At 34.2% G+C, this 12,683-nt stretch carries 13 protein-coding genes; 4 read left to right on the top strand and 9 right to left on the bottom strand.

Features of this window, described 5'->3' with window-relative positions; genetic code table 11:
• Positions 1-231 precede the first annotated feature (231 nt).
• The 8 genes from BLV91_RS06225 to BLV91_RS06260 all read right to left on the bottom strand — a co-directional run bounded on the left by BLV91_RS06225 (position 232) and on the right by BLV91_RS06260 (position 8,199).
• Positions 232-2,655, bottom strand: a complete 2,424-nt coding sequence (locus BLV91_RS06225; protein ID WP_091430851.1) for an AAA family ATPase — start codon at positions 2,653-2,655, stop codon at positions 232-234.
• Entirely contained in the window at positions 2,636-2,833 is a 198-nt protein-coding gene (locus BLV91_RS06230) for a hypothetical protein (protein ID WP_091430854.1), read from the bottom strand. The genes BLV91_RS06225 and BLV91_RS06230 overlap by 20 nt, the downstream gene beginning before the upstream one ends.
• Positions 2,834-2,839: 6 nt before the next feature.
• Positions 2,840-3,139: a hypothetical protein gene (locus tag BLV91_RS06235; RefSeq protein WP_245709619.1), complete on the bottom strand. Its 300-nt coding sequence runs from the start codon at positions 3,137-3,139 to the stop codon at positions 2,840-2,842.
• A 476-nt stretch (positions 3,140-3,615) separates the two neighbouring features.
• Positions 3,616-4,746 carry an esterase-like activity of phytase family protein gene (locus BLV91_RS06240; protein ID WP_091430860.1) on the bottom strand — a complete coding sequence of 377 codons (1,131 nt, stop codon included), beginning with the start codon at positions 4,744-4,746 and terminating at the stop codon, positions 3,616-3,618.
• A gap of 6 nt (positions 4,747-4,752) precedes the next feature.
• Entirely contained in the window at positions 4,753-5,160 is a 408-nt protein-coding gene (locus BLV91_RS06245) for a group III truncated hemoglobin (RefSeq protein WP_091430863.1), read from the bottom strand.
• 67 nt (positions 5,161-5,227) lie between these two features.
• The gene (locus BLV91_RS06250; protein ID WP_091430865.1) at positions 5,228-5,755 is read right to left on the bottom strand and encodes a DUF4136 domain-containing protein; all 528 of its coding nucleotides are present in this window, start codon (positions 5,753-5,755) and stop codon (positions 5,228-5,230) included.
• Positions 5,756-5,804: 49 nt separating this feature from the next.
• Positions 5,805-7,787 (bottom strand): urocanate hydratase, encoded by a 1,983-nt coding sequence (locus BLV91_RS06255; RefSeq protein WP_091430868.1) that lies wholly within the window; start codon positions 7,785-7,787, stop codon positions 5,805-5,807.
• Positions 7,788-8,019: 232 nt separating this feature from the next.
• Entirely contained in the window at positions 8,020-8,199 is a 180-nt protein-coding gene (locus BLV91_RS06260) for a C1orf53 family protein (RefSeq protein ID WP_007137781.1), read from the bottom strand.
• 290 nt (positions 8,200-8,489) lie between these two features.
• Here BLV91_RS06260 and BLV91_RS06265 point away from each other — a divergent pair, with 290 nt between their 5' ends.
• The 4 genes from BLV91_RS06265 (at position 8,490) to hemL (ending at position 12,155) form a co-directional block, all read left to right on the top strand.
• Entirely contained in the window at positions 8,490-8,831 is a 342-nt protein-coding gene (locus tag BLV91_RS06265; RefSeq protein ID WP_091430871.1) for a hypothetical protein, read from the top strand.
• A gap of 206 nt (positions 8,832-9,037) precedes the next feature.
• Positions 9,038-9,934, top strand: a complete 897-nt coding sequence (locus BLV91_RS06270) for a 1-aminocyclopropane-1-carboxylate deaminase/D-cysteine desulfhydrase (protein WP_091430873.1) — start codon at positions 9,038-9,040, stop codon at positions 9,932-9,934.
• Positions 9,927-10,817: a glucosaminidase domain-containing protein gene (locus BLV91_RS06275; RefSeq protein ID WP_091430875.1), complete on the top strand. Its 891-nt coding sequence runs from the start codon at positions 9,927-9,929 to the stop codon at positions 10,815-10,817. The genes BLV91_RS06270 and BLV91_RS06275 overlap by 8 nt, the downstream gene beginning before the upstream one ends.
• Before the next feature lie 51 nt (positions 10,818-10,868).
• Positions 10,869-12,155, top strand: coding sequence for a glutamate-1-semialdehyde 2,1-aminomutase (gene hemL, locus BLV91_RS06280; RefSeq protein ID WP_091430876.1), 1,287 nt, complete (start codon positions 10,869-10,871; stop codon positions 12,153-12,155).
• Positions 12,156-12,198: 43 nt separating this feature from the next.
• On the opposite strand, the gene BLV91_RS06285 is transcribed toward hemL, so the two are convergent.
• Complete coding sequence (locus tag BLV91_RS06285) at positions 12,199-12,660, bottom strand: hypothetical protein (protein ID WP_175513963.1); 462 nt, start codon at positions 12,658-12,660, stop codon at positions 12,199-12,201.
• Between the last annotated feature and the right edge of the window lie 23 nt (positions 12,661-12,683).

Consider the following 12,683-nt stretch of genomic DNA (forward strand, 5'->3'; position numbering starts at 1 on the left):
TGGTATTGAGTTGTTTTTACAAGCGGTATGGCTAACTTGATTCACTTGAATAGTCTTGCGGTTAAAAAGGAGTTTATGCTTTATGAGACACGTACCACACGAAAGGATTCGTGCAGCAGCGGGGATGCTATAAATTAAAATAGGCACTCGTTACAAACGAGCGCCAGTTGGACTCGTGTGGTAGCGGGGGGACTTGACCCTTATTATTTTATACATTGTTACCCAATATTTTTATTTCCAATCATATTTTGTCTTGCCACAACCACCACACCGTATTTCGTTAGCAACCATATCTAGATTTCTAAACGAAACTACTGTTTTTCTACAACCTTCTTTTTGACAATAGAATATGCGTTCCATTTCCTGAATATCTGCCCAAAAAGCTCTAAGATCGCCAATCTTAGGATTAAACGGATTGTGATGGGAAAGTAAATTTCCTAGTATTGATGAGTTAGCAACTCTTTCAATCGTTGGAAAATGCATTTTTAAAGCCTTACTTTTAGAGTTAATTCTTGACTTTAATTCATTAATTAATTCATCTGGCATTCTCTTCTCATTTATTTCATTTGAACGAAAACTAACTTTAACATCAAGATTCATGCAAATCTCTTTTAACGACAGTTCTAAATACTGCCTAATAGGATTTCCTAATCCATCGACTTCAGATTCTGATAGTTTTTTCTCAATTCTATACTTAATATCTCCTTGGGATTCTACAAAATGTGTTCCTTTAGCTTCTGTCCATTTAATTTCATTTACTAACCAGCCTTTTTTCATAGCAAGTGGTTTAACAAAGTTTCTAAACCATTCTTCTTCGTGTGTCAGTAAAATTATTTGTCTTTTAGAGAATTTTTCAAATAATAACTCAGCAAATCTTTTTCTATGATTAGAGTCAAAACTTGATATTACATCATCTAAAACTATAAATTCATTTATATCATTAAAAGCATCTACTGACGCAAGAAAAAATGATATCCCAAAACAATTAAGATGTGACTCACTAAAATACTTTTGAGGAGGTGAAACCCAATTACCGTTGTATTTATATTCAATAGTTATTCCATTAAGTTCGTCTTCTTCTCCCATTGTGACAATCTTAATTTCCTGAAAAGGCTCATCAGGATTCATATATTGATAATATTCATTTATTTTGGAAGAGAAAGTGTCTATAAAATTTTCTAAACCTTCTTTTTGAACTTTTATAAACTCATTATAAATGATGGATAATGAAGAACTTTGTTTCTCAAGTACCTTTTTATCTTTTTCTAAAGTTTTAATTTTAAGAAACGCATCTTTAGATGCTGATATGTTTGCATAAATTTCGGTTATATTATCCTTTTTTATAGTCTGTTTTAATTTCTTAATCCTTAAAACTAAATCATCTAGAAAAAGGAAGTCAGAAACATTAAAAGCAGTATTTTTAGAATCTTGAATTCTGTCACCAGAAGAAGGTTTTACTAAACTTGATGTCTCAATAAGTTTTACTTTTACTTTTATAGATTCTAGTTCTTTTTTTAATTGTTCATTTTCTTTAAAATTAAAAAGCGGCTCAGATAAAAGCAATTCAATTCTTTTTATTCTTTCTACACTTATACTTTTAATTAGTTCCTGAGCTTTTTGAAAAGCTTTCAACTTCTTTTCAGCTTCTTCAATTTTTCTTAAACGCTCTGCAATTTCGGTTCTTAAAGCATCTTTACTTTTAGGTTGTAGACATAATGGGCAACTCTCTTCTTTATGAAATTTTTGAATTACTTTATCTCCTGTTTTTAATAGGTCACCAATATAAATTTTAATTATCCCTTCTACATCAGCAGCAATTTTTTGGAATTCATCATAATAAATATCGTAATGAGTATTTATTGTAATCACTTCACTTTGAAGTCCTATTAAACCAGTTTGGACTTTTTCTAAAAAGGTATTTTCTTTTAATAGCTTTTCATTAGTTGCAGATTTCAAGTGTTTCAAAAGCTCATCGATATCTTCGATGCTTTCAATTTCTATCTTTGTTTTTAGTGGAGCTATTTTCGTTTTTATAATTTCAAATAAGTCTTTATCCTGACTTACTGCTGCTCCAATCTTATCTATAAGTATTGCTTTCTGTCCATTAATTTGTCCCTCGAAATTTTGATTTCTTATTTCTGTTTTTATAGACGTAAAAGCCTTTCTAAGTACCTCTTTCTTTTTAGTCACCTCAGAAAAACCAATTATATCTGATAAATACTTTAGTTTGTCGCCTTTCGCAATATCCACAAAGTCATTTAAACTTTTGTAGCGTAGTAATAAATTCTCCTCCTTAGACTTCACTAAATAGTCACGTATCTCATCTGATTTTACAGTAAAATCTTGTTCTAATTTTCCTCTTTTTGTAAAAAGTATTTTCTCTGTATCAAAGTCAATTTTTTTAAGAAATTTCAATCCTACTTCAGACACAAAGTCTTCTTCTAAAGAAGCATTTCTTAAAGCATCTTTTAAATCAATTTCAGTCCCTGAAAGGTGTGCTACCTTATTTGTGTAAAACCACTCAATAGAATCAGAGATGCTGCTTTTGCCCATTCCATTATCTCCATAAAGGACAACCGAATTACCATTCAATTCTAATGAAAGAGATTCCTTTATCCCACGCAGTCCTTTTATATCAATTTGCTTTAGCTTCATCTTTTTCTTGAATTCTTAGTTGTTGCAATTCGTTTTTTATTCTAGCCTCAGTAAGCGTACCTTCCTTATATAATTCTGATATCATTTTTGATATTTTGAAATCTACACCTTCAATAGACTCAATTACCTCAAAGAAGTTATCTAATATTTCCTGTCCTGATTTTACTTCGCTGCTCATTGAATTTTATTTAAAATACTCCCAATTAATTCGGAAGCTCGTTATTAATTCATTTTTTAAAATCTCGGCACTAGTCTTATTGTTACAAATGGGATAAACACCATATTTATCTACAAAATCAAGCAGAAAATAACTTTCTAAATCTTCAATTTTGTATCCCCAAACACTCCTTAACATTTCGAAATTAATATAGGTAAAAAATAAAGGTTCTGTTTTTCTATAATTCGATAATCCAGCATTTTTAGATTTGCCATCATAATGTCCTATGAGTCGACTTCCTATACTATTAGTTTTTTTTTCACTCATACCTATGTATAAGAGTTTAGAAACGTCAAAGGGATAGTTAATGTCTATAGATTTACTAAAAATAAAATATAAGCCAGCTATTCCATTAAGAGGTCTTATATTCTCGGGTGTAAAATCTTTTGGAGAGTCAAAATATATAGTTATTTCATTTATCATTTATTTCAGGTAGTCAATTTTTTAATGTTGGGTAACTTGTATATAGACGAAATAAAACGTCACTAATCAATTCCTATGTGGATGTATACACGAATTTTTCTTTCGTTTTTTATTTTCTTAAAAGTATAGTTTATTTCCTTAAAAAATTAATGATTTAAATTTTGTTTTTCAGCTGTTTCAAATGTAACTCCTTTTTATTCAGTGATTTTACGGGAAACCGTAAACGTAGTTTTATAACTAAGTCTTTTTAAAAATTAAACCAAAAAAAATATCCGCAACACAAACTGTTACGGATTTTGATATTTATAAAAAACACTGTTTTAGTCCACTTCAAAAAGTAGCACTTGTGTTTTTTGTTTGTCAGAAAAATTATTGTCAGAAACGAAAAGCAAGGATTGTTTTCCATTCGCTAGTTTTGGACCAAAAGTTACTCCTTCGATATTATCAATAAAAATCCCCAAATCATCCATGTTCAGAATCAATTTTTTTGAAGCTGGTATAAATTCTTGCCCTTGCAATGAAGCAATGTCTTTTATATTTGTCGCATTCGTAAAATCACATAAATAGACTTTTATCGTACAGGCTTTTTTTCCAACAGAGTAGGAGCGTTCCACTACTAGCAATTGGTCTTTGCTGTAATATTGAATAGCAGAAACGCCATTGACAGCAAATCCAGCTGCAGGGTTGGGTTCGTGTGCAATAGGATCCAAAAGATAGGCGTATTGTGCGATGTTTTTTCTGGATTTCACATCAAACTCAAATAAGCGAATCATACCGCCTTTGGTAGTGGTTGCTTCGGCACCATCTTCATACAGAGGCTCTTCGACGTTTGTGTATAGTGTGCTGTAGTTTTTGTTAAATGCAATCCCTTCAAGAACACCATTACTACGCGGTCCTTTTTCCTCTTTTTGCATGTTGAGATTAGCCGGTAGCTTGTATTCATTTAAGTAGTTTCCGTTTAAATCAGCTGTTTGCACCGTTGGGTTTTGCAGCACCAAAAAGTCTTTTGCAATAACACGAGCACCTTCGCTGCTCCATACCACTGATTTTGTTTTCGGGCTGTAACGCAGTTCTTCTGGATCAATGGAGCTATTTGGGTATTTTTCCCAATTGCTGTATTTTGAACCAGCCGGGTTTTTAAAAGTTACTACGTCACTAAAAGTAATGTGGTTTATAGTATCAGCGTTTAAATTAATTTTGGCAGTATAAAATCGAGCATCATTGTAAATAGCTCTATCGTCGCTTATGAAATAATACAAATCGTTTTTGGCATCATAATCAATACTGGAAAGTCCACCTACCACCGTATTTTTAAATTCTTGATTAAAAGGAACTTCAATAGAATTGATGAATTTTAGAGAAGGATTTGCATTTGCTGTTTCAGTAGGCTTTAGACTAGAACAGGATATAAAAGCAAGCGGTAAAAAAGCGAGGATTATTAATTTGCGCATTAAATTTTATTTTGAATTTAAAAGATCTCCTTTTTGGTCGGCATCTCTAAAGTAGTTGATCTTGTAGTTGAACATCTCAGCCATGTTTTTGGCGCGTAGCTTCGCTTCATCAGCGATTGCACCAGTAAATAAGACATCTACCGTTGTAGTAAAAATCTGCATCCAGCGGTCAAAATGTATTTTGTCAATAGGTAAATGTTTGTGCGGAGGAAACGGGCTTCCAGAATAGGTATGCTGTTCGAGTAAGATTGTTTGCCAAAAACGGTACATTTTCTCCAAATGGTCTGGCCAGCGATTCGCTATTTTCTCGTTAAATATAGGTCCGATAAAATCGTCTTTTTGCACTTTACCATAGAAAGTGTCAACCAATAATTTAATATCTTCTAGTGTAGTAATATCTTTATTTTGTGTCATAATAGGGTATAAAAAAGGCCTACGCAAAGGTAGGCCATTTATATAGAATAAGAAATTATTGGTATTTCTATTTTGGTGGGAATTGTGCCAGTATTTTTGCCACAAACTCATTAATTTGGCTTTCTTTTCGCTCACGATTTTCTGTTAAGTAACCAACACCTTCGCCTTCCCAAATTAGTTCTTTTTTTCTGGCATCAATTAAATCAATATATAGCGTTCCTTCAACATAAGTAGAAACGTAAGTACGTCCTCCCCAAAGATATGGGTTCCATCCGTAGCCCCATCCGTAACCCCATCCAGCATTGTACTGGTCTACATCGATTCGTTCTCTTTCTTTAGTAAATATATTAATCAGTAAATCTGGGTTTTCACTTTTGGTCATCCCTTTTTTACTTAGTTCCATTTCAATTGCGTTAAGAATTCTTTTCTTGTCCAATCCTGATATTTCGACCCTGTCAATGCCTCTTTTATGGAATGCATAGGTTTTGTATTTACTGAAATCTACCGATTTGTCGTAATCAGAATTGACTTTAATAGAGCTGCAAGAACCCAATATAAATAGAAAGAGAACCGCAAGGATTTTAATTGCTTTCATGTTTTAAATGTTTGGTTGTTAAATGTTTACTAAAGATACGTCCAATTTATTAAAAATCCAACAAATTATCAGCAACAATATTAGGGAGTGTCACTTTTAACAACGGTTGGCTTTCCATCGCTCTCTTTATCGCAAAAAGAGCTCCTTCATTTCGTGCCCAGCTTCTTCTCGAAATTCCGTTGTTGACATCCCAAAAAAGCATTGATTCGATGCGTTTTGATGCTTCTTTCGATCCATCAAGCACCATCCCAAATCCGCCATTAATTACTTCGCCCCAACCTACGCCGCCACCGTTATGGATAGAAACCCAGGTAGCACCACGGAAACTGTCTCCAATCACGTTTTGAATAGCCATATCAGCCGTGAAACGAGAGCCGTCATAAATATTAGAAGTCTCCCTGTAAGGAGAATCTGTACCGGAAACGTCGTGATGATCCCGACCTAAAACGACAGTTCCTATTTCGCCTTTGGCAATAGCCTGATTAAAAGCTTCGGCAATTTTCATGCGGCCTTCGGCATCGGCATATAAAATTCTAGCTTGCGAGCCCACGACCAATTTATTTTCTTGTGCTCCTTTGATCCATTGAATATTATCCTGCATTTGTTGCTGAATTTCAATTGGAGCCGTTTTTGCCATTTCTTCCAAAACAGCGCAGGCAATATCATCCGTTTTTTGTAAATCTTCCGGTTTTCCTGAAGCACAAACCCAACGGAATGGTCCGAAACCAAAATCAAAACACATAGGACCCATGATATCTTGAACATAACTTGGATACCTAAAATCAATATGATTGTCGGCCATAATATCAGCACCAGCGCGGGAAGCTTCCAGTAAGAATGCATTTCCATAATCAAAGAAATAAGTTCCTTTGGCAGTGTGTTTGTTGATGGCTGCAGTATGTCTGCGTAATGTTTCTTGTACTTTTTCCTTGAATAAATCAGGGTTGTTAGCCATCATTTCGTTGGCATCTTCAAAAGAAATGTCAACAGGATAATAGCCACCAGCCCAAGGATTGTGTAATGAAGTTTGGTCACTTCCTAAATCAATATGGATGTGCTCTTCGTCAAATTTTTCCCAAACGTCAACTATATTCCCAAGGTAACCAATAGAAACTGTTTCCTTGTTGGCTTTCGCCAAAGCGACTCTTTTTACTAATTCGTTTATATCTTCAACAACTTCATTTATCCAGCCTTGACTGTGACGAATATGGGTGATTTTTGGATTTACCTCGGCACAAACGGTAATGCATCCCGCAATGTTTCCTGCTTTAGGTTGGGCACCACTCATCCCTCCCAAACCTGAGGTTACAAATAAACCGCCTTTAGGAGTTTTTTTTATTTTTCTAAAACCATTCAAAACCGTAATTGTTGTTCCGTGTACAATTCCTTGCGGACCAATGTACATATAACTTCCTGCAGTCATTTGGCCATATTGCGATACGCCTAGCGCATTCATTTTCTCCCAATCATCCGGTTTAGAATAATTAGGAATCACCATTCCATTGGTTACAACCACTCTTGGTGCTTCCTTGTGTGAAGGGAATAATCCCATAGGATGCCCAGAATACATGGTCAATGTTTGATCCTCTGTCATTTCAGACAGGTATTGCATCGTCAATAGGTATTGTGCCCAGTTCTGGAAAACGGCACCATTACCACCATAGGTTATTAGCTCATGGGGATGTTGTGCTACGGCATAATCCAGATTGTTTTGAATCATCAACATAATGGCTTTTGCCTGCTCGCATTTTCCTGGATATTCATTAATGGGACGCGCACGCATTTCGTAATCTGGACGAAAGCGATACATATAGATGCGACCATAAGTTTCTAATTCTTCCTTGAATTCTTGAATTAATTCGGCATGATGTTCTGCCTCAAAATAGCGCAAAGCATTACGAAGTGCTAGTTTTTTCTCCTCTGCTGATAGAATTTCTTTTCGTTTTGGAGCATGATTGATGTCTGCCTCATACGGTTTAGGCTGAGGCAGTATAGTGGGAATTCCTTGTTGGATTTGTTCTTGGAAAGTCATCTTAAATGTTGATTCGTTAATTTAGAAAAGTATTGCTTCGTTAGAAAACGCCTTGGGAATATTTCGCCTGTGGGATTTCTAGGATAACGAAACCACTATGGATAACGAATATCCGATCGATGGTAGGATTTATGAATTCTAATCCTAAATTTCTGTGAGCAAATATCCATTTATATTGTTTTGATTTTTATTGTTTGAAACATAAGAACATCATCAAAGATATATTCAACAATTACTGTTTTTTTATATTCCCTGTCTTCTTATCGTAACCATAAGGACAGTGACGACAACCGCTTTTACAACAATACCCTCTTTTTAAGTGGTGTTTCTCGGTAAAGCATTTATAACCTTCTGGCGTGTAATAGAAATCTTCGCCCTCTATTAATTTATTTTCGTTATTCTCGTCAATCATGTTTTGGGTATTCTATTGTGAAAATTATTTAGAATATTTTAAATTATACGATTTGCTCAAACGATTGAGTTTTTCATTAAATTAAACTATTTTAGTACTACAAATTTATAAATTTTATAGCGAATGTGTCTTGTTGTTGCTGAAAATTTAATTTAGGGGTATGTTGGTTATTTAGAAATACCAGAGTTAAATTACCGTTTTACTTTGTGTTTTAAAAACCATGATCAATCCAGAACAATTTCAAAGAGTATTTTTTTACTACTTTCGTTATTTAATAAAACTCAATAACAATGTTTCTAATCGTCACTAAATATTTAATACCAAAAGGATATCGCGGATTGACGGCATTTCCCTTTGTATTTGTAAAATACAGCAGCGATAAAGAAAACACGGTTTTTGTTAATCATGAAAAAATTCATTTGCGACAACAGTTGGAACTCTTAGTACTTCCTTTTTTTATACTCTATATATTAGAATACTTCGTTCGTTTACTCCAATATAAAAACAGAGATTTAGCTTATCGAAACATCAGTTTTGAGAGGGAAGCTTATGATAATGAATCGGATACATCCTATCTTAAAAAAAGAAGGTTTTTTAGTTTTATAAAATACATAAACAAAAGTACATTGTAATGTTTTGCTTTCTTATGAAATCATCTGGTTCAATAGGAGTTATCTATTAAAACTGGTAATTTTATAAGGGTATAGAAGATTAAATTGGGAAGAAAATTTGACTGAAAAACGAATATTGCCTTAAAAATATGTTATAAAGAGACAATCTATGGCTATTCAATTTTTTTGTTGCCTATAAATTTTACCTTTGTCGAAAATCACTTCATTTGAACCAAAAACTTACAATCGAATTCCCCAATTCAATCTCCGTTTCAATAAAACGGGAAGACTTGATTCATCCATTCGTATCAGGAAATAAGTTCAGAAAGCTAAAGTATAATTTGCTGCAAGCGAAAGAAGAAAATCAAAAAACGCTGCTCACTTTTGGAGGGGCTTTTTCAAATCATATTGCCGCTGTGGCCTTTGCAGGAAAAGAAAACGGTTTCAAAACCATTGGAATTATTCGGGGAGATGAATTGCGTGATAAAATTGCGGATAATCTAACCTTAGTATTTGCCCAAAACTGCGGCATGCAATTAGAGTTCATCTCGAGAGAAGAATACCGTTTAAAAAATGATTCCTCTTTTTTGGAAAATTTGAAAAAGCAATATGGTGATTTTTATCTTATTCCAGAAGGCGGAACGAATGAGTTGGCCATAAAAGGTTGTCAAGAAATCCTTACTGAAGAAGACTCCGATTTTGATTTTGTATGCTGCTCGGTAGGAACTGGTGGTACTATTTCAGGAATTATAAATAGTGCTTTACCGCATCAAAAAGTTTTAGGATTTCCTGCTTTGAAAGGTGATTTTTTAAAAGATGAAATTCGTATTTTTGTCCAGTCTGAAAATTGGGACTTAATAACGGACTATCATTTTGGTGGATATGGGAAAGTAAATCAGGATTTAATTACTTTTATCAACCAGTTTTATGATGAAAATAAAATTCCTTTAGACCCTATTTATACTGGAAAGATGATTTTTGGCGTTATAGATAGAATACATAAGGGTTATTTTCCAGCCCAATCAAAAATTTTATTGATTCATACAGGTGGAATTCAAGGAATCAAAGGAATGAATGTGAAATTGAAAAATAAACAATTACCAATAATAGATATACATGTTTAAAAAAATCCTACTCATTCTTACGGCAGTACTGCTGGTAAGTTGTAATGTTACAAAACCGGTAATCGTGACTACAAAATCAGCTCCTGCAGTCACAAAAAAAGCAACAACACGATCAGTCAAAAAGACCAGCGTTGCAAAACCAGTGGTAAAAAAGACAGCAATAGTAGCTCAAGATCGAGATAAAGTGGAAGAGGAAGTAATAGAATCAACCTCTAGAACTATTGTTTCAAATGACATAGTAGCTAATTATATTGCCCAATATAAAGATATTGCCATGAGTAATATGAAAGTTTATGGTATTCCCGCAAGTATTATATTAGCCCAAGGAATATTAGAATCTGGCGCAGGAAAAGGTGATTTGGCAAATAGAGCCAACAATCATTTTGGAATTAAATGCCATGATTGGACAGGCGAAAGTGTTAGACATGATGATGACGCCAGACAAGAATGTTTTAGAAAATACAATGAACCAGCAGAATCTTTCAAGGATCACGCTTTATTCCTAACCGGCAGAGGTAGATATTCTCGTTTGTTTTCCTTACCAAAAGATGATTATGAGGCTTGGGCAAAAGGACTTAGAAGTGCTGGTTATGCCACAGACCCACGATACCCTCAGAAATTGATTTCCTATATTACACGATATGATTTAGGCCGATTTGATTCCCAGGTTTTAGGAACTAATTATACGCCTATGGAAAATCAGGTACAGTCAGTAAGAATAGTAAGCGTAGAGAGTTATAATGGCGATGTCTATGTAGTTCAAAAAGGAGATACTTTGTACTCCATTTCAAGAAAATTTAATTTAGTTGTTGATCAATTAAAGCAAAAGAATAAGCTTTCGGCAAATACTCTTTCTATTGGGCAAAGACTGATTGTGAATTAAAATTTTAGAGAAGCAATACACCATTCATAAATAAAATTTCAAAAATTATACATGTTATATAAAAGAAGTAGTCAGCTTTTTGCTGAAGCAGAAAAGGTAATTCCAGGCGGAGTAAATTCACCAGTTAGAGCATTCAAAGCAGTAGGGGGAGCTCCAATTTTTGTACATAGTGCCAAAGGTGCTTATTTATATGATGAGGATGGAAACCGATTAATAGATTACATCAACTCTTGGGGACCTATGATTTTAGGGCATGCCTTTGAACCAGTTGTTCAAGCAGTAATAGAGAAAGCAAAATTGGGAACTTCTTTTGGAATGCCAACAGAGTTAGAGACTCAAATTGCAGCTTTGGCAGTTTCTATGGTGCCAAATATTGATAAAATAAGATTTGTCAATTCAGGTACTGAAGCTTGTATGAGTGCCGTAAGATTAGCGCGTGGCTTTACCAAAAAAGACAAAATAATAAAATTTGCTGGTTGTTACCACGGTCATTCTGATTCCTTTTTGATTCAAGCGGGAAGTGGAGCGATTACTTTTGGTTCGCCAAATAGTCCAGGAGTAACTGCAGGAACGGCAAAAGATACTTTATTAGCAACTTACAATGATTTAGACAATGTAAGTGCTTTAATCGAAGCAAACAAAGACGAAATTGCCGCTATAATTGTTGAACCTGTTGCAGGAAATATGGGTTGTATTCCTCCTAACAAAGGTTTCTTAGAAGGTTTAAGACAGCTATGTACGGATAATGGCATACTACTTATTTTTGATGAGGTTATGACAGGATTCCGCTTGGCAAGAGGTGGAGTACAAGAGTTATTTGGTGTAGATGCTGATATCGTTTGTTTCGGAAAAGTAATTGGTGGAGGTTTACCAGTAGGTGCTTTTGCTGCACGTGAAGAAATCATGAATTTATTGGCGCCACTTGGGCCAGTTTATCAAGCGGGAACTTTATCAGGAAATCCTTTGGCTATGGCTGCAGGATTGGCAATGTTACAAACATTAGATAATGATCGCGCTATTTTTCAAAGATTGGCAGACAAAACAGCTTACTTACACGAAGGAATCGAAAAAGTCTTGAAAGCAAATAATGTTGTTTTTACAATCAATAGAATAGGCTCCATGATTTCAGTACATTTTGATGCAGCTCCAGTAGTTGACCTTAAGTCGGCTGGAAAAGGAGACAATGACACCTTCAAAAAATTCTTCCACGGATTATTACAAGAAGGGATTTATATTGCGCCATCAGCTTATGAGACTTGGTTTATCACAGATGCACTTTCTTATGAAGATCTAGATTTTACCATTCAAGCTATAGATAAAGTTTCTAAAACTTTTTAGAACAAAAAAAACTCTCGGCATCAAACCGAGAGTTTTTTTTAAATTATTTTTTCATTTCTTCTTTTTTGTTCTTGTCTTGCATTCCTTTTCTGTTGTGCATTCCTCTTTTTTTGTGATGTTTTGCTTTCATAGCATCCCATTTTTCAAATTGCTCAGCTGACAATATGTTTTTCATTTTAGCTTTCATGGCAATTTGTTCATCCATCATTTTGCTTTTCATGGCAAAACGTTCGTCTCTTGATGGTTTCTCCCTGTTGTCTTTACGAGCCTTCATCATTGCCTCCCGTTTGGCACTTTTCTCAGCAATGATACTTTTCATTTGAGCTTGCTGTTTTGCTGACAAATCTAAGTGTAATGTCATTTTTTTCAACATCAACTCATTTCGCTGTTCAGGAGTGAATTTTTCCATTTCAGCTCTACCTTGTCTTTTGTCAGTTTTATTTCCTTGTTGTGCAAAGCTTGTCATTCCAACAAGCAATAATGCGGCGATAATTAATTTTTTCATTTTTTTTTATTTTAATGTTATAG

It is taken from the genome of Flavobacterium degerlachei (genome assembly GCF_900106645.1).
GTDB lineage: Bacteria > Bacteroidota > Bacteroidia > Flavobacteriales > Flavobacteriaceae > Flavobacterium > Flavobacterium degerlachei.

Excerpts from the sequence above, each read along its gene's own strand:
- BLV91_RS06230 (WP_091430854.1), bottom strand. The coding sequence starts at position 2,833 with ATGAGCAGCGAAGTAAAATCAGGACAGGAAATATTAGATAACTTCTTT.
- BLV91_RS06255 (WP_091430868.1), bottom strand. The coding sequence starts at position 7,787 with ATGACTTTCCAAGAACAAATCCAACAAGGAATTCCCACTATACTGCCT.
- BLV91_RS06285 (WP_175513963.1), bottom strand. The coding sequence starts at position 12,660 with ATGAAAAAATTAATTATCGCCGCATTATTGCTTGTTGGAATGACAAGC.
- hemL (WP_091430876.1), top strand. The coding sequence starts at position 10,869 with ATGTTATATAAAAGAAGTAGTCAGCTTTTTGCTGAAGCAGAAAAGGTA.
- BLV91_RS06235 (WP_245709619.1), bottom strand. The coding sequence starts at position 3,139 with ATGAGTGAAAAAAAAACTAATAGTATAGGAAGTCGACTCATAGGACAT.
- BLV91_RS06225 (WP_091430851.1), bottom strand. The coding sequence starts at position 2,655 with ATGAAGCTAAAGCAAATTGATATAAAAGGACTGCGTGGGATAAAGGAA.
- BLV91_RS06250 (WP_091430865.1), bottom strand. The coding sequence starts at position 5,755 with ATGAAAGCAATTAAAATCCTTGCGGTTCTCTTTCTATTTATATTGGGT.
- BLV91_RS06275 (WP_091430875.1), top strand. The coding sequence starts at position 9,927 with ATGTTTAAAAAAATCCTACTCATTCTTACGGCAGTACTGCTGGTAAGT.
- BLV91_RS06240 (WP_091430860.1), bottom strand. The coding sequence starts at position 4,746 with ATGCGCAAATTAATAATCCTCGCTTTTTTACCGCTTGCTTTTATATCC.
- BLV91_RS06260 (WP_007137781.1), bottom strand. The coding sequence starts at position 8,199 with ATGATTGACGAGAATAACGAAAATAAATTAATAGAGGGCGAAGATTTC.
- BLV91_RS06265 (WP_091430871.1), top strand. The coding sequence starts at position 8,490 with ATGTTTCTAATCGTCACTAAATATTTAATACCAAAAGGATATCGCGGA.
- BLV91_RS06245 (WP_091430863.1), bottom strand. The coding sequence starts at position 5,160 with ATGACACAAAATAAAGATATTACTACACTAGAAGATATTAAATTATTG.